The organism is Flavobacterium profundi (genome assembly GCF_006491645.1).
Classification (GTDB): domain Bacteria; phylum Bacteroidota; class Bacteroidia; order Flavobacteriales; family Flavobacteriaceae; genus Flavobacterium; species Flavobacterium profundi.
Genome location: NZ_VDCZ01000003.1, coordinates 152160 through 175452, shown reverse-complemented (window position 1 = coordinate 175452; position 23293 = coordinate 152160). Strand labels below are relative to the sequence as shown.

20 protein-coding genes and 2 tRNA genes are annotated in these 23293 nt (G+C 31.0%); 16 read left to right on the top strand and 6 right to left on the bottom strand.

The features are described from left to right. Positions 1–3: 3 nt before the first annotated feature. The 3 genes from FHG05_RS05940 to FHG05_RS05930 form a co-directional block, all read right to left on the bottom strand. Entirely contained in the window at positions 4–723 is a 720-nt protein-coding gene (locus tag FHG05_RS05940; protein ID WP_140997099.1) for a phosphodiester glycosidase family protein, read from the bottom strand. After that, a complete protein-coding gene (gpmI, locus tag FHG05_RS05935) occupies positions 724–2241 on the bottom strand; it encodes a 2,3-bisphosphoglycerate-independent phosphoglycerate mutase (RefSeq protein WP_140997098.1) in 1518 nt (505 codons plus the stop codon). It abuts the gene before it with no gap. A 108-nt stretch (positions 2242–2349) separates the two neighbouring features. Next, positions 2350–4782 carry a DUF5916 domain-containing protein gene (locus FHG05_RS05930; protein ID WP_140997097.1) on the bottom strand — a complete coding sequence of 811 codons (2433 nt, stop codon included), beginning with the start codon at positions 4780–4782 and terminating at the stop codon, positions 2350–2352. A 186-nt stretch (positions 4783–4968) separates the two neighbouring features. On the opposite strand from FHG05_RS05930, the gene FHG05_RS05925 reads away from it, so the two are divergent. Continuing rightward, positions 4969–5700, top strand: coding sequence for a murein L,D-transpeptidase catalytic domain family protein (locus FHG05_RS05925; protein ID WP_140997096.1), 732 nt, complete (start codon positions 4969–4971; stop codon positions 5698–5700). Here FHG05_RS05925 and FHG05_RS05920 read toward each other — a convergent pair. After that, on the bottom strand, positions 5689–7272 hold the full coding sequence (locus tag FHG05_RS05920) for a L,D-transpeptidase family protein (protein WP_140997095.1): 1584 nt from the start codon (positions 7270–7272) through the stop codon (positions 5689–5691). The genes FHG05_RS05925 and FHG05_RS05920 overlap by 12 nt on opposite strands. Before the next feature lie 557 nt (positions 7273–7829). Between FHG05_RS05920 and FHG05_RS05915 the strand changes: the two genes are divergently transcribed. Together FHG05_RS05915 and FHG05_RS05910 are read left to right on the top strand one after the other, a co-directional pair. Then, positions 7830–7902, top strand: a tRNA-Gly gene (locus FHG05_RS05915). A 33-nt stretch (positions 7903–7935) separates the two neighbouring features. Continuing rightward, positions 7936–8008 (top strand) — tRNA-Gly (locus tag FHG05_RS05910). Positions 8009–8039: 31 nt separating this feature from the next. Here the strand turns inward: FHG05_RS05910 and pepE are convergent. Continuing rightward, positions 8040–8747, bottom strand: coding sequence for a dipeptidase PepE (gene pepE / locus FHG05_RS05905; RefSeq protein WP_140997094.1), 708 nt, complete (start codon positions 8745–8747; stop codon positions 8040–8042). Positions 8748–8862: 115 nt separating this feature from the next. Here pepE and FHG05_RS05900 point away from each other — a divergent pair, with 115 nt between their 5' ends. From FHG05_RS05900 to FHG05_RS05875, 6 genes are all read left to right on the top strand, one after another. Continuing rightward, positions 8863–9630 (top strand): hypothetical protein, encoded by a 768-nt coding sequence (locus tag FHG05_RS05900; RefSeq protein WP_140997093.1) that lies wholly within the window; start codon positions 8863–8865, stop codon positions 9628–9630. Beyond that, positions 9617–10468, top strand: a complete 852-nt coding sequence (locus FHG05_RS05895) for a peptidase associated/transthyretin-like domain-containing protein (protein WP_140997092.1) — start codon at positions 9617–9619, stop codon at positions 10466–10468. Before FHG05_RS05900 ends, FHG05_RS05895 begins: the two co-directional genes overlap by 14 nt. Next, a complete protein-coding gene (locus FHG05_RS05890; protein ID WP_140997091.1) occupies positions 10458–10961 on the top strand; it encodes a DUF6702 family protein in 504 nt (167 codons plus the stop codon). Before FHG05_RS05895 ends, FHG05_RS05890 begins: the two co-directional genes overlap by 11 nt. Before the next feature lie 16 nt (positions 10962–10977). Then, positions 10978–13245: a M1 family metallopeptidase gene (locus FHG05_RS05885; protein ID WP_140997090.1), complete on the top strand. Its 2268-nt coding sequence runs from the start codon at positions 10978–10980 to the stop codon at positions 13243–13245. A gap of 100 nt (positions 13246–13345) precedes the next feature. Further along, positions 13346–13705, top strand: a complete 360-nt coding sequence (locus FHG05_RS05880) for a twin-arginine translocase TatA/TatE family subunit (RefSeq protein ID WP_140997089.1) — start codon at positions 13346–13348, stop codon at positions 13703–13705. After that, positions 13705–14280, top strand: a complete 576-nt coding sequence (locus FHG05_RS05875; RefSeq protein ID WP_140997088.1) for a phosphatase PAP2 family protein — start codon at positions 13705–13707, stop codon at positions 14278–14280. Before FHG05_RS05880 ends, FHG05_RS05875 begins: the two co-directional genes overlap by 1 nt. Position 14281: 1 nt before the next feature. Here FHG05_RS05875 and FHG05_RS05870 read toward each other — a convergent pair whose 3' ends face one another. Further along, entirely contained in the window at positions 14282–14923 is a 642-nt protein-coding gene (locus tag FHG05_RS05870; RefSeq protein ID WP_140997087.1) for an O-methyltransferase, read from the bottom strand. A gap of 78 nt (positions 14924–15001) precedes the next feature. Between FHG05_RS05870 and FHG05_RS05865 the strand changes: the two genes are divergently transcribed. From FHG05_RS05865 to FHG05_RS05835, 7 genes are all read left to right on the top strand, one after another. Next, positions 15002–16702 (top strand): carbamoyltransferase family protein, encoded by a 1701-nt coding sequence (locus FHG05_RS05865; RefSeq protein WP_140997086.1) that lies wholly within the window; start codon positions 15002–15004, stop codon positions 16700–16702. A gap of 50 nt (positions 16703–16752) precedes the next feature. Then, positions 16753–17793, top strand: a complete 1041-nt coding sequence (rlmN, locus tag FHG05_RS05860) for a 23S rRNA (adenine(2503)-C(2))-methyltransferase RlmN (protein WP_140997085.1) — start codon at positions 16753–16755, stop codon at positions 17791–17793. Between the two features lie 242 nt (positions 17794–18035). Continuing rightward, positions 18036–19019, top strand: coding sequence for a polyprenyl synthetase family protein (locus FHG05_RS05855; RefSeq protein WP_140997084.1), 984 nt, complete (start codon positions 18036–18038; stop codon positions 19017–19019). A 346-nt stretch (positions 19020–19365) separates the two neighbouring features. Beyond that, complete coding sequence (locus FHG05_RS05850) at positions 19366–19935, top strand: RNA polymerase sigma factor (RefSeq protein WP_140997083.1); 570 nt, start codon at positions 19366–19368, stop codon at positions 19933–19935. Beyond that, positions 19922–20659 carry a hypothetical protein gene (locus FHG05_RS05845; protein WP_140997082.1) on the top strand — a complete coding sequence of 246 codons (738 nt, stop codon included), beginning with the start codon at positions 19922–19924 and terminating at the stop codon, positions 20657–20659. Before FHG05_RS05850 ends, FHG05_RS05845 begins: the two co-directional genes overlap by 14 nt. Positions 20660–20701: 42 nt before the next feature. Beyond that, positions 20702–21805: a hypothetical protein gene (locus FHG05_RS05840; protein WP_140997081.1), complete on the top strand. Its 1104-nt coding sequence runs from the start codon at positions 20702–20704 to the stop codon at positions 21803–21805. 178 nt (positions 21806–21983) lie between these two features. Then, the gene (locus FHG05_RS05835) at positions 21984–23264 is read left to right on the top strand and encodes a hypothetical protein (protein WP_140997080.1); all 1281 of its coding nucleotides are present in this window, start codon (positions 21984–21986) and stop codon (positions 23262–23264) included. Positions 23265–23293 lie beyond the last annotated feature (29 nt).

Here is a 23293-nt window from a genome sequence, read left to right as displayed (position 1 = left end):
AATTTATTTGTTTTTTGTAACACCAATTATAACTCCAAAATTACCATCAGTTTGTATCCAGTTTTCTTTTGGAAAATAAGTGCGAGATACAAAACCGTCTAAATATAAGGCATTTTTACATCCTAAATTTTTAAAATAAGTTGCAAAATCATAAAAATTGATTTCTTTTTTTGACATTACAAAAATGATGTCGCCATTATCTAATATGCCTACGCCATTTCTAATGTTTAGGTTTTTCGAACCTTTAGTAAAAGCATTATGTATTTTGTCATTTGCTATAAGCATTGGGCCTGATTGTGTGGCATACTTTATATTTTCTGAATATTCAAAGTTTTCAGTTTTAGAGATATACGCTTTGTTTAGTTTCGTAATATAAAAAACACCATTAGGCTTTAAATAAAAATTACCTTTACCTGTAGTAGTGTCTAATGGTGTCTTTTTGATATAATTTTCAATAAATAAACCTTGAGGTGAAAATTCTTTTGTATACATACCTCCATTGGTTGCAAAAATCAATTCTTTATCTTTTAATGCCAACCAGTTTTTTAAGCTACCGAGACTTCCAAAATTTAAATTGTTCTCGTTTTTCCAATAAAAAGAAACCGTTTCTTTAGTTGGATTTACTTTATAGGTAACAAAATTTTCTGTAGAGACTTTTTGAAATAATGTAAAACAACTAAAAAGAAGTAGTAAAAAAGTTACTAATACAAGTGTTTTTTTCATTTACAACAACGATTTACAACTCATAGCTTTTGGCTGTGGAATACCCATCAAATCTAAAATCGTTGGAGCAATATCGCCTAACACACCATCATGAATGATTTTTAATTCTTTGTCTATTAATATAAGCGGTACTGGATTCGTAGTGTGTGCTGTATTAGGCGAGCCATCTGGATTAATCATGGTTTCACAATTCCCGTGATCAGCAATAAGTAAAGTAGTATAACCATTTTCCAAAGCAGTTTCTACAACTTCTTTTACACAAACATCTACAGCCTCACAAGCTTTAATGGCTGCTTCCATTACACCAGTGTGTCCAACCATATCACCATTCGCAAAATTAAGACATACAAAATCCACTGCTCCGTTTTTTAATTCAGGAACTAAAGCGTCTTTTAATTCGTAAGCACTCATTTCTGGTTGTAAATCGTAAGTAGCTACTTTTGGTGAGTTTTTTAAAATACGACTTTCTCCTATAAAGGGTTCTTCTCGACCGCCAGAAAAGAAGAAAGTTACGTGTGGATATTTTTCAGTCTCGGCTATACGAATTTGTTTTTTACCCGCTTTTTCTAAAACTTCTCCTAAGGTTTCTGTGATATTATCTTTGTCATAAATCACATGTACATTTTTATACGTTTCGTCATAATTGGTCATGGTAACATAATACAAATTCAATTTGTGCATGTTTTCTTCATGAAAATCTTGTTGCGATAATGCTTCTGTTAATTCACGTCCTCTATCGGTTCTAAAATTAAAGAAAATTACAACATCGTCTTCCTTTATAGTTGCAATGGGTTGATCATTAGAGTCCGTCATTACAATAGGTTGAATAAATTCATCGGTGATATTGTTTTCGTAACTGTTTAGGATACTTTGTGTTGCATTTTTAGATGCAGTACCTTGTCCATTTACCACTAAATCATAAGCAAGTTTAACTCTTTCCCATCTTTTGTCTCGGTCCATGGCATAATATCTTCCAATTACAGAAGCTAACTTCGCATTAGTATGAGATAAATAACTTTGAAGATTTTCAATATATTGCGCTCCAGATTTTGGATCTACATCTCTACCATCTGTAAAAGCATGAACAAACATATCTTGAACTCCTAAACTTTGTCCTACATCAATTAAACCTCTTAAATGAGAGGTGTGACTGTGAACACCGCCATCAGAGACTAATCCTAAAAAATGAACGGCTTTATTGTTTTTCTTTGCATATTCAAATGCATCCGTCAATGGTTTTTCTTGATGCATGGTTTTATTGGCTACAGCCAAATTTATTTTTGCTAAATCTTGGTATACAATTCTTCCAGCACCTAAGTTCATATGACCTACTTCGCTATTACCCATTTGTCCTTCCGGTAATCCTACATTTAGGCCATCTGTTCTTAATTGTGCATTGGGGTATTTTGTATATAGACTATCAATAAATGGTGTATGTGCATTATCAATTGCTGAAACTTTTGGGTCAGGAGATTTTCCCCAACCATCTAATATCATTAAAATTACTTTCTTGTTCATTTTGGATGTGTTTCTACAAATATAGCTATTTGACAAATTCGCACAGAAAAAAGATAGTTGAATTTCACAATAAAAATGCGAAAACGATTGAGTAATTCTAAAGGATTTTTAGCTTTTTTTAATCCAGTTTTTAGCTTGGTTATAATCAATGAAATAACGAATACTAATGGAAAAAGTATGATTTAAATTGTCTGTAAAGAGTTGGTCAAAATTAGTTTTAAAATTTTTGTCAATAGCATTAGAAGAATTCGCTGCATTATTTCGATAAAGAATTGTGGCTTGACTACCAGGAGCAAACCACCAAGAATAAGATAAGTCTAAATTCCAAGTGCTAAAATTAGAATTTTTATTCTCAGTGTAATCATTTTTTTCTAGGAGTCTTCCATTGTCTTGAAGTGCGTAAATCGTATTGTTTTCAGCAAATGACCAATAATGTCTAACGGAAAGATTGAAGTTCATTCGACTATTAATCGAAAATTTACTAGTTAGTGCATTATTAATGGTATGACGATCTCTTTGTGCTATAATAATTTCGTCTGAAGCGCTTAAGTAATCAATATAACCGATGTTATTTTTTTGAATGTAAGGATTAATAGAGTAAATTAAAGAAAATTTATCACTAAAACGGTATCTCGGACTGATAAATATATCTAAATCATAACGACCACTTTGATCATAAAATAAATTAGAGAGCTGCAGGTCGAAAGCAAATTTGTAATTATAATTTGATGAAAAACCAGCCCAGTAGCTTTGTAATCTAGGTAAAATAAGGTATCTTCCCTCGTGCCTAGGTTCATAATAATCATAACGTTCAAAAGGTTTTATTCTGTAACCAAAACCAAAATAATGATTGTCTTTTGAAGTGGTGTTTACATCTAAGCTAAAATTATTGTTTTGTATTTCATTACTTGCATTGTTGTGTTCCATATAAGTATATAAACCAATATTAAACGAATTAAAAGTTTTAGTTGGTGTTAAAATGCGATAAGAAGCGTTGGCATAATAGCTATAATAGTTATTAAGAAATACAATTCCTAAATCGTTTTTGTCAAAATCTTTTGAAAGGTATTCGCCACCGATACTAAAACGATAATTTCCAGAAGTTTCTCCTAAAGCAAGAGTAGATTCAATTCCGTTTTTGTTTTCAATGTCAAAGGTATTACTCAAGTTTATTTTTCCAGATAAATTATAGGTGTTTTTTGGAGTGTTTAAATCAAAAACCAAACCAGTTACATTGGCATCTCTATAACTGCCATTTCGAGTAACATTGGTGTTTATAAAAGTTACAGAAGAGTTTTGATTGAAACGTTGGTCAAACACGGTAACATTATAATTGGTTAACGGAGCAACAATAGCTTCTCTAGTATTTCCAGAAGCGTTATCTTTTATAACTACTTTGGTTTCTTCGGTAATCGCATTTAGAAAACCTATTCCTAAACCATCATTATTACGACCAGAAACTTTGATTGCATTGAGTAAATTGGTTGTTTTTGGATATTCTTCAATGACTTCGTTGTCATTCAAATCTGGATAAAACTGAGGTGATGCACCAATTCTTCTTGTGTAGAGTAGATTTCCTTTGTTGAATAAATCGGTTCCTTCTGTGAAAAAAGGTCTGTTTTCATTAAACTGTTGTTCAAATGGTCCTAAGTTTAATTCCACATTGTCAAATTTGGTTTGACCAAAATCTGGAATTAAAATAGCATCTAGCGTAAAAGCGTCATTAATACCATATTTAATATCTAAACCTCCTTTCAGTGTCAATTCAGAATCTTCTTTATTTGCATTGTAATAAGCTGATGTATAAGGAATTAAAAATAATCGAGTAGGAGGTTCTATATTTTCTATTCCTTTTAAAATACCTGCTTGTTGTGAAAAAGCACCTATGTTATTATAAACTGGTGACCAAGTGTATTTTTGACGGGTTCTTCTTACTTCTCTAAAAAAATTAATTCCCCATACTTGTTCTGTTTTTTTGGGAAAACGTAAAGCTGCATACGGAATTTTTATTTCAACTACCCAACCAAAATCGGTTATTTTAGCTTTGCTAGACCATATAGCATTCCAAGAATAATCTTCACCATCTTGTGATGTAAAGTTGCAATCGGCTTGACCATTAGCAGCGGTTACATAAAATTGAAAGTCTTGCTGTCCATCGTTGTAACCGTTTATAAATACTCCAAAAGAATCAGAAGTTCCAAAATTATCTCTTTCAGTTATTTCTTTTAAAATTTTTTCAGGATGATTATCATATAAAATTGCTCCAATATAGACTGCATCATTGTCATAAAGTACTTTAACCTCGGTTCGTAGTTCAGGACTTTCTAGATTTCCATTGTCTGGAGATAAAGTATAAAAATCTTTTGCAGGTAAAACTTTTGTCCACTCTTCTTCATCAAGTTGACCATCAATTGAAATAAGGGAAGTGTTTTTTTCTGCTTTTGTGATTTTTTTAACACTTTTTGTGTTTAAAACTTCTTGTCCAAAGAAATAATTTGAAAATAAGAACAATAAAAGGCAGAAAACGAAGTTATTATGCATGAAATCTTTTTTACAAATTTAGGATTATTCATTTTTGAGGGAAACAAATTATAAAATCTTTAACTTTTTGATATTAAATCGACTAAATGCATTTTTTTTCGACAAAAAGCATAAAAAAATTTGTTTGGTTAAAAATTTTAAATATATTTGGAACCTCAAATCAACCGAATAACTATTAGAACAACAATGAATTACAAATTATTTTCTCTTTTTGCCCTTAGTTTTATTTGCTTAAGCTTTAATTCACTAAGCACTAGCAAAGAAATAAAAAATAATCCAACTGACCCAAAATTAGTCGCTTCAAATGCGAAAGTTTCTTTAGAAGCTAAATGCAAGTCATTTTATAATTCAATTCAATCTAATGAATTATCATTGCCTAACTATGAGAGCTTTTCAAAAGCTTTTGAAGGGTATAATGAATTGAAAAAACAAGGGATTATTGAAAAAGAAATTTTAACAATTGTAGATTTTAGTTTGTCCTCAAATGAAGAAAGAATGTGGGTAATTGATATGACTACTAAAGAAATCATTCTTCGTTCATTGGTTGCTCATGGAAGAAATTCTGGAGAATTATTTGCAAATGATTTTTCAAACAAATCAGAATCATACCAAAGTAGTTTAGGCTTTTACACTACAGGTGAAACTTATGTAGGTAAGCATGGTTTGTCATTGCGTTTAGATGGTTTAGAATATGGGATTAATGATCATGCAAGAGATCGTGCTGTAGTTGTTCACGGCGCTGATTATGTTTCTGAAGACTTTATTAAAGCAAACGGTCGTTTAGGAAGAAGTCAAGGATGTCCAGCTGTTCCAAATGAAATTTCAAAAGAATTAATTGAGTTGATTAAAGATAAATCATGCTTATTTATCTATCATCCTTCAAGAAATTATATTATAAAATCCAAATTAGTTTCGTAAAGCAGCATACAGTTTCTTGTCGAGATGATAAATATCTTCCCGAAATTGTAAGCCGTCTTTGTTTAACCAATTGGTCCAATACAATAAATAAACATTAATGGTGTTCTTAATCGGAACAGTTTTAATGTTTTTTTTGTTTATAATACTGTCAATTTCTTCGCTTGTCCAACCTTCATCTTCATTGAAAAGTATTTTTTCGGCTAAGAGTAACGGGTTTTCAACACGAACGCACCCTGAGCTTAAAGCTCTATATTCTCTAGAAAAATAATCTCTATGATTGGTGTCATGTAAATAAACCGTGTGTCTATTTGGGAAATTAAATTTAACAAGCCCTAAGGAATTGTTATATCCTGAAACCTGAACATAGCGATAGGATTTGGATGCGTCAGAATTCCATTCTTCTGGTGTTACTACTTGTCCTGTAGAATCATAGATGGTTAATCTGGTTTTTTTGAAATATTCTAAATTTTTCTTTGCTGATGGAGTTAGGTCTTCTTTAATGATAGTGGGAGGAACTGTCCATGTTGGATTAAATACCAAATTAGATAACTTAGAAATCAATACAGGTGTGTTTCTTTTTGGTGTTCCCACTACAATATTGTGAGTAGCAATAGTGTCGTTCTTTTTCACGTAAACAATATTGTAATTAGGAAGATTTACCATAAGATATTCTTTACCAAAATCAATTGGGAACCATTTCCATCTTTCTAAATTGGCTATAATTTGCTGTTTTCGTTCTTCTTTTGTGTAATTTAAAGCTTGAATGGTGCCTTTGCCAATTACACCATCTGCTTTTAGACCATGTCTTGATTGAAATTTCTTAACAGCTAAATAGGTGATTGTGTCATAAATTGCTGTAGTTATACTGTCTTTTCGGGTGTAATCGTTCCAATAGGCCAATTTCTTTTTGATAGCAATGATTTCATTAATAGTGTCGTGTAATTGAATTTTATCTTTAACGTCTGTTTTATCAAAGTTATATTCAGGGAACTGTTCAATTACGACTAAACTTTCTTTTATTTTAGCATACACGAAGTGTTTTGGTTTTAATTCTTCAAATGTAGCGGCTACTGCTTTGTTTTTAATTGCTTTTTCTAAATAGGGAGAAAGGCTTATGGTTTTTGGAGTTAAATCCCAATCGGTATATAATTTTTTTGGATTTAATTTGCCTCTATATAAGTGTAATGCTAATTTTTCAAAAGATTTCGTTAAAAGAATGTCATATTGTATTACTTCTTCATCTTCTAGCTTTTTCCTTTTTTCTTCTAAAACAAGAATGTTTTTTAGGTCATAATCTTCGGGATTTAAACCTTCTTTGTAAGAATTTTTAATTTCGTTAATTAATTCGGTTCTGTTTTTTAGACTATACCAAATTTCATAATTGTTTAGTTTTTGATAGTAAATTTTGATACTATCTTCTAAACTTTCAATGTTTTCTACTGATAATGGTCTTACAACTTCTTGAGTGGTCGCGTCTTTTATTAAACTATCGTCTATAGCAATTTCATTAGAGTTGTTTTTACAACCTATCAAAAGGGAAAACAAAAAGATAAAGGGTACATATTTTATCATAAAAGCGCTAACTATTTTAATTGCAATTTTATTGGAATAAATATTAATTCTATAATCTGAAATGATACAGTGCAAAAATACACACACATTTTATTTAAAGTGTCATTATAAATAGTGATTTTTTACTCCTACTTTATTTAACTAATATACAGTTTTTTTTTATGACTGTATTGCTACACATATTGGTTTTTATCAATAATTTTAAACATTTCATCGTGTAATTAGAATAATTATAAAAAAGAAACTCCTTTTTTACAGTTTTACAAATTTATTTTAAATCTTGGATGAAAGTATCCTAAAAACCTCCTTAATGACATAGCTATAAGTGTGCCAAAATTTAAATTTTAGTAATAAAAACATTAGAATTGAAATTATTAAAAAAGTAATTATAATATAAAATATTCATTATTAAGGTTTTATATAGGTAGGTGTCTGAGGGTTTGTTATTGCTGAAAATAAAGTATGAAATTTTCTAAAAAAAATTTGCAACTAAGAAAAAAATTAGAGTATATTTGCACCCACAAAAGGAAATCAGTTGTGAATTGATTGAATTTTATGCGGAAGTAGCTCAGTTGGTAGAGCTCCAGCCTTCCAAGCTGGTTGTCGCGAGTTCGAGCCTCGTCTTCCGCTCTAAACTTTAATGAAAGTTGTAAAAGAATCATTGCGGAAGTAGCTCAGTTGGTAGAGCTCCAGCCTTCCAAGCTGGTTGTCGCGAGTTCGAGCCTCGTCTTCCGCTCTAAAAAACCTCAAACATTGTTTGAGGTTTTTTATTTTAAATCTTTTAGTTCCGTTTCAGGAAGTACTTCTTCAGGAATTTGATTTTTACGAAATACTCGAGCTGTTAAACTCCCTTTTAATTGAATAGAATCGCCTGCTACTTTTAGCCAACTACCTTCTCGAAGTCCAATTACAGGTTGTGGATTAAAAAAATGAAATTCATTGATTCTCGTTTCTCTCGTTTCTCCCATATGAGTAGAATTGGTATCTGGGTCTAAATAATGAGGGTTAATATTAAAAGGAACTAATCCTAAAGTTCGAAAACTAGGAGGATAAACTATTGGCATATCATTGGTTGTATTCATAGTGAGGCCGCAAATATTGCTCCCCGCACTTGTTCCAAGGTAAGGAGTGCCAGATTTAATTACCTTTTCTAATACGTCTAAAACATTGTTTCTGTATAATTCATTCACAAGAACGAAAGTGTTACCACCTCCTGTGAAAATTCCTTGTGCATTCTCAATGGCTTCAATAGGATTTTGAAATTCATGAATTCCTATAATGCTTTTATTTATTTTAGCGAAAGCTTCTTTCACTTTTTCAGTATAAGAATCATGAGAAATGCCACTTGGTCTTGCATATGGAATAAATAAAACAGTCGTTGCTTTACTAAAATGCTGTTTTAATTCAGGTAATAAATAGTCTAGGTAACTTCCGTTGTGTAGTGTTGAAGTACTTGCTATAATAATATTTTTCATGATTCATTTTTTTTCAAAATTACTATTTTTCAATTAACAAAAGTTTATAATCTTGTTAGTATTTAATTGGCAGCCCTATCCATTATTTTTACATCATACTTTTTAAAGTTCAAAAATGATTAAAAAACTACTTTTCTTACTTTTCTTATTTCCTATTTTAATTTGGTCTCAAAATGATACTATTTTTAAAGGTAAAATTGTGTCTGAATCGAATTATCTAGAGGATATTCATATTATAAATGTATCAAAAAAGATTGGTGTTTTATCTGAAAGAGGAGGTTATTTTAAAATCCTCGCATCTGAGAATGATACTCTTATGTTTAGTGCAGTACATTTGAAAGGATATCAAAGAGTAGTTACTTCTCAGGATTTTAATAAAGAGTTGGTTTTTATTCCTATGGAAATTTATGAAAACCAATTAGCAGGCATCACACTTACAAAATATAAAAATATAAATGCGGAATCATTAGGAATTGTCCCAAAAGGACAAAGAACCTATACTCCTGCGGAACGCAAGTTAGTAACGGCAGGGGATTTTAAATGGTATAGTCCTTTATTGATTCCTGTAGGAGGAATGAGTGTAGATGGTTTGGTTAATGCTATTAGTGGAAGAACTGCTATGCTTAAGAAAGAACTAGTTGTTGAAGGTAAAGAAATGCTACAAGAAAAAACCACGAGTATTTTTACCAAAGAATATATGATAAATACCTTACATATTCCTGAAGACTATGTAGAAGGTTTTCTTTTTTATGTGGTGGAAGACGCTTCCTTTGCTGCAGAAATGAAAAGAGACAATAAAACTATGGCAACTTTTATTTTAAGTCAGTTAGCAGATGAATATCTGAAATTAAAAGCATTAGAAGAAAATAATGAAAAGAAATAATCTACTACTAGCATTTATTATAGTGACACAATTTATATTTTCTCAAAGTAAAGAAAGAGAGGTTGTAAACGGCAAAATAATATCGGATTCATTAGATGTTGAAAATATAACTGTTTTTAACATTTCTTCTAATGTGGGTGCGGTTTCGGATTTTAAAGGAAAATTTTCAATAAAAGCTAGGGTTTCTGATACCTTGTTTTTTCAAGGGCTTGCTTTTGTTTCTAAAAAGTATATAGTAACTGAGAGTGATATTTTGGCTGAGGAATTAGAAATTCAATTGAATGTAAACATTAATGAGTTAAATGAAGTGATAATCACACCAGCTAGTTTAACTGGAAATTTAAAAGAAGATATCCGAAGAATAAAAACCTATGAGTTGTCTCCAGTAGATGTAAGTAAGGTTGTTTATTATGAAGACGCACGCTTTTCAAAAGGAACAAAGATAACGACTTCACCAGATCATTTTGCTCCTAATGGATCTGGAATCAATCTAAAAGCCATTGGGAAACAAATTGGAAAATGGATTGGAATAAAAAATGATCCTAAAAAAAATGCAACTCGCGTAATGGCAGAAAGAAGATTGCATGATATTCAAGCTAAATCCTTTGCTGATCATATGAAAGAACGTTTTTCATATCAATTTTTTGTATCTAATTTAAAGATAAAGAAAGATGATATTACTCGTTTTTTAGCTTATGCAGAAATTTCGAGTCAAGAATTGGCAGAATTTTTGAAACCAGAAAATGAGTTACAACTAATCGAACATTTAGTAAAAAAAGCAAATTCATTTTATGAAGAAACTAATGAAGAATCAATACTTTTGCAACATGAAAAATAATAAGATACTCGTTTTAAGTTTTCTCTTTCTTGTTTTATTGTCTTCTTTTGGAGTGCATAAGTTTTATGTATCTGTTACCCAAATCGATTATGTGCCTTCTAAAAAAAGAGTGGAGATTACCTCAAGAATCTTTATTGATGATTTTAACAAGGTACTTGAAAAAAAATACAATAAGAAAATTTATTTGGGTTCTAACAGGCAAATTGAAGGGGCTACTAAACTCGTTGAAAGTTATCTTAAAGAAAAAATTAGAGTAAGTATTAATCAAAAAACTTACGATTTACAATTTTTGGGAACTGAAATTGATAATGATGTGTTAATTTGTTACTTAAAAGTTAGTTTTTCTGAAAAAATTACTACTTTCGGAATCGAAAATTCAGTTCTTACTGAAATGTTCAGAGAACAACAAAATTTAGTACATACAAATATTAATGATGAAAAGAGTAGTTTTTTATTAACTAATTCAGAAACTACTGCCTTTCAAGAATTTTAAAATTAATTAGCCTACCATGAAAAAAAGAATTTTATTTTCTTCTGTTTTTCTTTTTTTAGCTGTTTTAAGTACTACAGCTCAAGATAACAAAACTGAGGACAAAAAAAGAGAACCAGGTCATTATAACGAAAATAAATTTCGTCAAATGTATGACTTGATGGCTACTCCAAATATGTTTCGAACAGCATCTGGAGCACCAGGACCTGCTTATTATCAACAGCAAGCAGATTATAAAATGAATATTGAGCTAGATGACAAAAATAAAAAGTTATACGGTTCAGAAACAATTACCTATTACAATAATGCTCCAGAACCACTAGAATACCTATGGGTTCAATTGGATCAAAATGTTAGAGCCGCAGATTCCAAAACGCCTTTAGTAGAAAGTCAACGTATGGATCCAGCTTTGGCTCCAGATAAATTTGCAAAAAGATTTATGGAAGAACCTTTTCAAGGTGGTTTTCATATTGAATATGTAAAAGATAAATCGGGTAAAGATATCAGTTATACCATCAACCAAACCATGATGCGTATTAATTTAGATAAGCCTTTACAATCGAAACAAAAAGTTACTTTTTCAATTAAATGGTGGTACAATATCAATAATTATCAGGTAGATGGTGGTCGTTCAGGATACGAACAGTTTGAAGACGGGAATCGTTTATATGTAATTGCTCAATTTTATCCAAGAATGGCAGTTTATAGCGATGTGGAAGGTTGGCAAAATATGCAATTTTGGGGAAGAGGTGAATTTGCACTTACTTTTGGAAACTTTGATGTAAGTATTACAGTTCCAGCAGATCATATTATGGAAGGAACTGGAGTGAATACCAACAGAAAAGAGGTGTATACTGCGGAACAAATGAAAAGATGGGCGCAAGCGGAAAATACTTTTGATAAGCCTGTTGTTATTGTAACGCAAGAAGAAGCTGAAAGAGCTGAAAAAGGGTTTTCTGAAGCTAAAAAAACATGGAAGTTTAAAGCAGAAAATGTGCGTGACTTTGGTTTTTCAACTTCAAGGAAGTTTATGCTAGACGCAATGTCTGTACAATTGGATACGAAAAAACCAATGGCAATTTCAATCTATCCAAAAGAAGCAAATCCTTTATGGGGAGAATATTCTACAAGAGCTGTAGCACAAACTTTAAAAACGTATTCAAAACATACTTTTGATTATCCTTATCCAAAAGCTGTTTCGGTTTCTGCTCAAGACCAAGGAATGGAATATCCTATGATTTGTTGGAACTTTGGACGTCCGGATAAAGATGGAAAATATTCTGACAGAGTGAAATATGGAATGTTAGGTGTTATTATTCATGAAGTAGGACATAATTTCTTTCCAATGATTGTTAATTCTGATGAAAGACAATGGACTTGGATGGATGAAGGATTGAATACGTTCTTAGAATATTTAACAGAATTAGAATTTGATCCTAATTTTCCAACAGATAGAGGACCAGCAGCTAAAATTGTGCCTTATATGAAAGGAAACCAACAATTTATTGCGCCAATTATGTCAAATTCTGAAAATATTTTCCAATTTGGTTCCAATGCATATGGTAAACCAGCAACAGGTTTAAATATTCTTCGTGAAACCATTATGGGAAGAGAATTGTTTGATCATGCATTTAAAACCTATGCACAAAGATGGATGTTCAAACATCCAACTCCAGAAGATTTATTCAGAACAATGGAAGATGCTTCTGCAGTAGATTTAGATTGGTTTTGGAGAGGTTGGTTTTATTCTACAGATTATGTAGATTTAGGAATTAATGACGTAAAACAATATTATGTTTCATTAGAACCTACTCAAGAAATGAAAGATTTTGTAGCAAGAAGAGGTAGATTTTTAAGAGATACAGGACCTTTTATTTATTTAATTGACGAAAATCACAAAGAATTTAATCCAAGTACGAAAAAATCTTTTGAAGTAAAAGATGTGCAAATTCTTGATGAATATGTGTCTAAAAATTATTCAGCAGAAGAGAAACAAAAACTAGCAACTCCTAAATATTTTTACGAAGTAGAATTTAGTAAACCAGGAGGATTAATGATGCCAATTATTGTAGAATTACATTTTGAAGATGGAACTACTGAAATGCAAAAATTCCCAGTTCAAATTTGGAGAAAAAACAATGATACTGCAAAACGTGTTTTTGCAACAGATAAGAAAATTGTAAAAATACAATTGGATCCAAAATTAGAAACAGCAGATATTGATACCACAAATAATGTTTGGCCAGCGGAAGCAGCTACTTCAAAATTTGATGAATTAGATAAATAAAATACGACTGTAAAAAATAGTTAAACCTATGTCAAAAAATAAAAGTTTGGCATAGGTTATTTTTTTCTTTGTAACTTTGTCTCAAATAATTTTATAACACATGTTTGGTATCGGATTTTCAGAGCTTTTATTTGTGCTTGTAGCCGTTTTAATGCTTTTTGGGTCAAAAGAGATTCCTCAAATGGCACGCTTCTTAGGAAAAACAATGGCACAATTAAAAAATGCAACTAACGAAATTAAGAATGAAATTCATAATAGCGCAAAACATACGGGTGTTGATGTGAATTCGTTTACTGGTGGTATTTCTGAAGAAATAAGAAGAGCTAAAGAAGATATATCTAGTGCTATTAATCCTTTAAAAGATATGTCATCTGAAATCGTAGATGATATCAATAAGCCCATTCAAGAGGTAAAAGAAGATATCGAAAATCTTTCAGGACCTATAAAAAGACAATTTTAATGCTGGAACATATTGTATCTTTAGATAAGGAATTATTTGTTTTTCTTAATGGTTTAGGTTCTGATAAATATGATGCTTTTTGGTTAATAATTACCAAACAGTTCAATTGGACACCTTATTTTTTATTGTTACTATTTATTCTTCAGCGTAAAATTGGTTGGAAAAATTTAGGAATTGCACTTCTTTTTATTGCACTTTTAATTGCTTTTACGGATCAAACTACCAATCTCTTTAAATACTATTTTCAACGTTTGAGACCTTGTAATGATTTGGAGATTAAAGGAATTATAAGAATTGTAAAGCATAGTGATACACTTAGTTTCTTCTCAGGACATGCCTCTAGTTCTTGTGCATCCATGACTTTTTTATTTTTAATCCTGAGAAAATACTATAAATATGCTTTTGTAATCTATTTGTTTCCTTTGGTGTTTGCCTATAGTAGAATCTATCTTGGGCTACATTTCCCGTTAGATATTCTAGTTGGGTATACGTATGGTTTACTAACTGGGATTGCTTTCTATAAGCTGTATGTCTATTTCTTAAGAAAATATTTTCCTTCTTATATTAATGACTAACTTAAATTACTCGGCTTACTGTTAATCCGTCACGAATGGGTAATAAAACAGTTTCTACTCTTGGATCGTTTTTTAATAAAGCATTGTATTCTAGTAATACTTTTGTACTCGTATCTTTTGGATCCAAAGTTTCAATTACTTTTCCACTCCAAAGTACATTATCCGATAAAATAATACCTCCTTTGCGCATCATTGGAACTATTAAATGAAAATATTGGATGTAATTTTCTTTATCGGCATCAATAAAAACCAAGTCAAATTGTTTGTTTAAGGTTGGGATAATCTCCAAAGCGTTTCCAATATGTTGAAAAATTTGATTTTTCCATTCTGAAGCATCAAAATATTTCTTTTGAAAATCAGCCAACTCTTCATTAATATCTATGGTGTCTATAGTTCCATTTTGTGCTAAACCTTCAGCCATACATAAAGTTGCGTAACCTGTGTAAGTTCCAATTTCTAAAACATGCTTTGGATGAATAATTTTAGCTAGCATACTTAAAACACGACCCTGAAAATGTCCGCTTAGCATTCTTGGTTGTAAAATTTTCTGATACGTTTCTCGGTTTAACTTTGCTAATAATTCGGGTTCGTCCTGACTATGATTGGCAACATAATTCTCTAGTTCTTCTGAAATAAAATGCATGATAACGCTGAGTTTAAATTTTAGTCAAAGTTATCAAATTATTTTTTGTAGTTTTCGGTAAATTATCAAAAGATAACAATGAACAAAAAACCTATTTATATTTTAGGTACGGGACTTTCACATAATGGTTCGGCAGTATTATTGAAAGACGGTCAAATATGTGTGGCCATTGAGAAAGAAAGAATTACCAGAATCAAACATGATGGAGGAAATGATACAGCAGCAATCCAATATTGTTTAGAAACAGAAGGGATACAGTTATCTGATGTGGATTTAATAGTGCAATGTGAAAATTTTGAAATTCCTCCTAGAGATTTTTTTAGAGGAGAAAGGTTATTTAAGGGAAATGAGGTACCAAAGCTTATTAGTATTTCACATCACTTAGCGCATGCATACAGTGCGGTGGGAACTTCTCCTTTTACAAGTTGTAATGTAATGGTAATTGATGGTTGTGGAAGTCCATTAGAGCAGTATTTGCTATTAGATCAAAATCAAAAAGAAAGTATAGCGTCAGATGTTTTTAATGTCGTACAAATGCAATGTGAAAAAGATAGTTTTTATCATTTCGACGGTCAAAATATGATTCCTTTGTTTAAAGATTTTAGTGAGATGTCAGATCTTTCTTCATCTGAAATAACTTTACCTACAACCAAACATTCCATTGGAGGTTTTTACGCGACAATTAGTAATTATGTTTTTGGAAACATGGATGATGTAGGTAAATTGATGGGATTGGCACCTTACGGTAAAAGTGGTGTATATGATTATGAAGTTTTTGAATTCATAAATGACCGCTTATTTATAAAAGAAGATTGGAAACCCTTTTTAGACACACCTTCAAATGGCTACACTTTTTTTAAAGAGCATTTTGAGTATTATGCCAATGTAGCAAAATGGGCACAAGAGCAAGTAGAAAAAGCTGTTTTGCAATGTATAAAATTACGAACAAAGCAATTTCCACATGAAAATTTATGTTATAGTGGTGGCGTGGCTTTAAACGCTGTTGCTAATGCAAAATTAGAAGATAGTAATGTTGCCCAATCTATTTATTTTGAACCCGCTGCAAGCGATAATGGTTTGGCGCTCGGTTGTGCTTTTTATGGCTGGTTATCCTATTTAAAACAACCTAAAAAACAACCTAATTCTAGTACATGTTTTGGTAAGCACTATTCAAAGGAAACTATTCTACATGCGTATGAGGAATATAAACCAGAATTGAAAATGATAGCCTTCTTTGAAGAGCCCGAACTGTTACAGTATAGTGCAGAAGCATTGCTTCACGGAAAAACTATTGGCTGGTTTCAATCGGGTTCTGAGTTTGGACCTCGAGCATTAGGAAGAAGAAGTATTTTGGCACATCCAGGAAGAGAAAACATGAAAAACCATATCAATGCTACTATTAAATTTAGAGAAGATTTTCGTCCTTTTGCACCAGCAGTTTTACAAGAAAAAGTACAAGATTATTTTGAAGTTGGAAGAAAGAGTCCGTATATGATTTTAGTAGACAGAACGAAAAAGGAACATTTGAAAAACTTAAAAAATGTTACTCATAAAGACGGTTCGGCAAGAGTGCAAACAGTTGAAGCTTCTTGGAATCCTAAATTTTATAATTTAATACAAGCATTTTATGAATTAAGTGGAATTGCTGTTGTTTTAAATACGAGTTTCAATAAAAAAGGGATGCCTATTGTAGAAACCCCAAAAGAAGCATTTGATTTGTTTAAAGAAACCGCGTTAGATGTTTTGGTAATCGAAAATTTCGTTTTCTTGAAAAACTAAACATTGCTTGAGGACTTACTTTTAAACACTAAATTCATTACTTTTGCACCATGCAAACGACAAAGAAAGATATTAGAGCATTAACCAAAGAACAATTAAGAGATTTTTTTGTTTCTAATGGAGATAAGGCTTTTAGAGGAAATCAGGTATACGAATGGCTTTGGCAAAAGCGCGCCCATACTTTTGAAGACATGACAAATATTTCAAAAGAAACACGTGCCATGTTAGAAGCTAATTTTGTTATCAATCATATCAAAGTCGATACCATGCAACGCAGTGAAGACGGAACTGTTAAAAATGCCGTTCGTTTGCACGACAATTTAATTGTAGAATCTGTTTTAATCCCAACAGAAACCAGAACTACTGCTTGTGTTTCAAGTCAGGTTGGGTGTAGTTTGGATTGTAATTTTTGTGCTACGGCTCGTTTAAAGAGAATGCGCAATTTAGAACCAGGCGAAATTTACGATCAAGTTGCGGCTATTGATAATGAAAGTCGTTTGTATTATGATCGACCGCTTTCTAATATTGTTTTCATGGGAATGGGAGAACCCTTAATGAATTATCCTAATGTCATGAAAGCCATAGATCGAATTACTTCACCCGAAGGATTAGGGATGTCACCGAAACGAATTACCGTTTCTACTTCAGGAGTTTCCAAAATGATTAAAAAAATGGCAGATGATGAGGTAAAATTTAAACTAGCAGTTTCGTTACATTCTGCTATCGAAGCAACCCGAAATCGTATTATGCCTTTTACGAAAAGTTTTCCGTTAGACGAATTGCGGGAAGCTTTGGAATATTGGTACAAAAAAACTAAAAGCAAAGTAACCTATGAATATGTGGTTTGGAAAGGTATTAACGATGATAAAAAATCGATTGACGCTTTAGTAAAGTTTTGTAAATATGTACCTTGTAAAGTCAACCTTATCGAATACAATCCTATCGATGATGGCGAATTTCAACAAGCAGCTCCTCAAGTAATTGATGCTTATATTGCTGCATTGGAAAAAAACAATATAGTAGCAAAAGTTAGAAGAAGTAGAGGTAAAGATATCGATGCGGCTTGCGGGCAATTGGCAAATAAATCCTAAAGTAGATGGTCATGCTGAACTTGCTTTAGTCTTTCTTTTTTAGAAGCTATTTCCAGCTATACATTTCAATTTTTTTACAGCATAACCATTTTTGTAAGTCGTAAAAAGAGCTTCCAAAGGTCGCTTTTGTACGCCTACAAAAAAAGGCTATGCTACAGTAAAAAACTTTTCATTTCTATCTGGGCTATAAAATCTTTTTTTGCTTTGTTACAAATTATGTTTTAATTACTTTTGCTATCGCGATGAAAATAGTAGAGCAAATAAAACTACCGATAGCTAAAGAAATGGAACTTTTTGAAAAGAAGTTTCGAGAATCAATGTCTTCAAAAGTAGCTTTGCTAAATAGAATTACCCATTATATTGTCAACCGAAAAGGAAAACAAATGCGACCCATGTTTGTTTTTTTAACTGCAAAAATGGTGGCAAATAGCAATGAAGTCAATGAACGTACCTATCGAGGAGCTTCCGTTATCGAATTAATTCATACTGCAACCTTAGTACATGATGATGTAGTTGATGACAGTAATAAAAGACGCGGTTTCTTTTCCATCAATGCGCTTTGGAAAAATAAAATTGCAGTCTTGGTTGGTGATTATTTGTTGTCTAAAGGTTTATTGTTATCCATAGATAATAATGATTTCGATTTGTTAAAAATTATCTCTGTAGCCGTAAGGGAGATGAGTGAAGGAGAATTGTTGCAAATTGAAAAGGCTAGAAGATTAGATATTACAGAAGCCATTTATTATGAAATTATTCGTCAAAAAACAGCAACTCTTATTGCTGCTTGTTGTTCATTAGGAGCGTGTTCTGTTGTTCCTGAAGATAAAGAAATTGTGGAAAGAATGCGAAAATTTGGGGAGCTTATAGGAATGGCTTTTCAAATTAAAGACGATTTGTTCGATTACACAGAAGATGCTATTGGTAAACCTACCGGTATCGATATTAAAGAGCAAAAAATGACATTGCCTCTAATTTATGCTTTGAATAATTGTACTCCAAAAGAAAAAAGTTGGGTAATTAATTCGGTTAAAAATCACAATAAAGACAAAAAAAGAGTGAAAGAAGTCATTCAATTTGTGAAAGATAAAAACGGATTGGTGTATGCCGAACAAAAAATGATACAGTTTCAACAAGAAGCTTTAGCATTATTACAAAACTTCCCTGCTTCCTCTTATAAAGAAGCATTAGAATTAATGGTTAATTACGTTATTGAACGTAAAATATAATTTTTGATTTATCAGTTTGGCAATTTGTCAATAGATACTAAGTTTTATAAATCATCAAATTGACACATTAACAAATTGTCACCTATACATACAACCTTTTTAAAATGTATCTCGTCTCTATAAATGGAGTGTGTTATTAAAAGGTTTGTTGAAATTTGGATTTTTTTAGTTGAATTTTAATCTCTCATGCAACCTTTTTTCGAGTCACCTCGTCTTTAGTATTAGAACGGATGAACAAAGCTTGTTTAATTTTTTTAATTTTGATACAACCTTTTTAAAAACCATCTCGTCTATATAAAAAAGAAATAAATTCTAAATTCTGAATTCTAATTTCTAAATTTTAAAAATGAAAGTCATACACTTACATAGAGAAGAAAAACAATTGATAGAGCAAGCTATTTTAAATAATAGACAAGCCCAACATCAATTATACACTCAATTTTCTCCTAAAATGCTGGGTGTTTGTAGACAATATATAAAAGATGTGCACCATGCAGAGGACGTTATGATTACTGCTTTTATGAAAGTCTTTACGAATTTAAATAAGTTTGAACACAAAGGAAGCTTTGAAGGTTGGATAAGACGCATTATGGTTCATGAGTGTATTGATTTTGTTAGAGTTAAAAAAAATATTTTTAATTATCAGGAAATTGAAACTGTAATTGTATCTGAAAGTGAAAGTGGTATTGAAATGGATACTTTTTCAGTAGATGACATACAATTGTTAATTGATAGCTTACCAGATGGGTATCGAATGATTTTCAATTTATATGCTATCGAAGGTTATAAGCATCATGAGATTGCTAAGATGCTTCATATAAGTGAAGGAACCTCAAAATCGCAATTGTCGCATGCCAGAAAAATGCTTCAAAATCAAATTAACCTATTAAAGCAACAAGACAATGGAACCAAATAAATTAGATACTAAAATTAGAGAGCAGTTAGGTTCAAGAGAAATCAAGCCAACGGATCAAGCTTGGGATCGATTAGATGCGATGCTTTCTTTGGCTGAAAAAAAAGAACCTAAAAAAGTTTTTAGCCTATATAAATATATAGGAATCGCTGCTTCTGTTTTGCTTTTTATTGCTTTGGGATTTTGGTTATACCAAGCCAATATTAATAATTCATTAGAAATTCCGATACAACCAAAAAATAATGTGGTTATAGAAGAGAATAATATTGATAATGAAGAGATTATAGATAATAATGCATTGGAACAACATAAACAACAAGATAAAATAGTGCAAGAAAAGAATATGGTGGTTGAAGTACCTTTACATAAGCAAGTGAAAAAACAAATGGATAATAATCGTACTATAAACTCTAATAGAATAGAAGTAACTACTGTAGCTGAGGTTGATGCTAAAAATAAAATCCAAGAAACAACAGCAATTAAGAAAACTACTAATAAATATGTTACTGGCGAAATGATGTTAGCTGCAGTTGAAAATAGACCTCTGGAAAAAAAAGAAACCTTGAATACTGAAGCGCAAACAAAAATAAGAGTCAATACTTCTAACTTGTTAACTACAGTTGAAAAAGAGTTAGATGAAAATCATAAAGAAACGACTTTAGATAAATTGTCTAGAAATTTTAAACAAGTAAAATCGGCACTGGCCAATAGAAATTACGAAGAGTAATCATCTCAATCAAATAATCATTTAATCAAAAAACGAACAGTTATGCAAAAAATTATTTTTTATGCAGGAATCTTCTTGCTGACTTTAATCTCGAAAGGAATGGCTCAAGAAAACTCTTTTGAAGGAAGAGCAAAGCTAATTTCTAAACGAATCGATTCTATTGTAAAAGCTGAAAAAGAAGCTTTAAAAGAACAAGTCTATGTAATTGATAAAAACTTAGAAGACGGTATTATTAACAAAAGTGAAGCGATGAATCTGAAGCAAAAAGCAGCCGATGAATCTGCTAAAGCGATAGAGGAAAAAGTAAGTTTGGAACAACAAAAGTTAGAAATACTTATTCAAGATAAAATCAATGGATTGGTTCAATATGATACTGTTAAAAAAAGAAGTGGCACAACTATTATTATTGGTAGTAGTTCCGATTCAATTAGCGATGTTACTGAAATAAACTTAGGTTCTTTTAAAATCTATAATGGTGAAAAGGAAAAAATAAGAAGAAAATCAAAAAGAACAACCTCTCAGTTTGTCTTTGCTGGAGGATTGAATAATCTAATAACAGAAGGAGAAGATTTTGAAAATTCAGATTTCCGTGTTTGGGGTTCGCATTTTTACGAATGGGGTTTAACCTACAATACAAGAATTTTTCAAAATAATAATTTACTTCATACTAAGTATGGTTTTTCAGTGATGTATAATAATTTAAGACCAACAGAAAACAGGTATTTTGTAAAAAACGGAGCACAAACCGAATTGCAAACAGGAGCAGTAGATTTTAATGAATCGCGTATTCGAAATGTTTATTTAGTAGCGCCTTTACATTTAGAATTTGATTTTACTCCTAAAAAAACCAATAAAGAAGGTAATACTTATTTTAGAACGCATGAATCCCTTAGATTAGGTGTAGGTGGTTATGGTGGTGTGCGTATTAAAACAAAACAAATTTTAAAATACGAAATAGACGATACTAAAATAAAAGACAAACAGAAAGGCGATTTTAATATGTCTAATTATATATATGGTTTAAGTGCCTATATTGGATACCGTCAAACTAGTATTTATGTAAAATATGATTTGAATCCTGTTTTTAAAAATAATGCAGTGGATCAAAATAATATTTCCTTAGGAGTACGTTTCGATTTTAATTAAAATAAATTTGGGTTAGGGTTTCATACAAAAAGATGTCTTATGAAAATAAGGCATCTTTTTAATTTAATAATTATTTCATATTGGAAAGAGAAAGTAACAAAACCATAAAATAGAAGAAAGATTATAATAAAAGAGTAGAACTAGTTTTGGGATGCAAAACAAACCAATCTTTAGTATCATGAAACAGTATTTACTTTTTGTAGCTTTTTTTCTAAACACTTTTTTCCTTGCTTATGCACAATCAGGTTTAGGAATCAATGAAAAACAAAACACCTTAGAATATTGGACTGAATTTAATCCAAAAAAGAAAGAGTATAGAGAAGCAAAAAAAATCCTTACAGGTTATATTACCGAAAACACAACCTTATATAGTAGAGATGCTTATTTGTTACAAGGAGTGGTTTATGTAACCAATAATGCGACTTTAACCATTGAACCAGGAACCATTATAAGAGGTGATTATGCTACTTGTGGTACTTTAGTAATAACTAAAGGCGCTCAAATAATAGCAGAAGGAACAGAAAGTTTTCCTATAGTATTTACAACTAATAAAGAGACCTATTCAAGAAAACCAGGCGATTGGGGTGGTATTATAGTAATGGGTGATGCTCCAGTAAATACTTTTGGAGGAATTGGTATTTTAAATTTTGATTTGGACCCAAAATACAATCGCTATGGAGGAGATAATGTAGAAAGTTCATCAGGAGCTTTAAAGTATGTTCGTATTGAATATTCTGGGAGAAAATTAAGCGCAAAAAAAGAATTAAATGGGATTTCATTTGCTGGAGTAGGAAATAAGACTAAAATTGAAAATATTCAAGTGAGTTATTCTAATGATGATTCTTTTGAATTTTATGGAGGAAACGTAAAAATGGAAAACTTAGTTTCTTACAGAGCTTCAGATGACGATTTTGATTTTACACAAGGTGTACAAGCAGATCTTAAAAATAGTATCGCTATTAGACATCCCTATTCTTCTGATGCTGAAAAATCAAGATGTATGGAGATTGATTCTTATGATATGCTTGAAAAATTTGATGCGCAAAGAAATAAAACCAATGTAAAAGCAACCAATATTACATTAGTTAACACAGAAGATAATGATCAAGGATTGATAAAAGAGGCAGTTTATGTAGCAACAGATAGTTATTTTACTTTAAATAACAGTGTAATTTATGGTTTTAAAGATTTTTTAATGGTAAAAGATTATGTTTTAATTGATGAAGTAGAAGAATATGTGAAATTGAAGAACCTCGTTATTGCGCATTGTGACAATAGTTTAAGAACTTTAAAAGGAGATGGAAGTATCACTGTAAATTCTTATTTCTTTTCAAAAAATGCGATTAGTACTTTAGATGGGAAAATAGCTGACTTTTTTAAAAATCCTTCTTTCGAGGAAACACCAGATTTTAGATATACTAAGATGGTGAAAAACTTCAATCCTGTGGTAAATAAATAATTGGGATATAATTAATTATATTCTTTAAA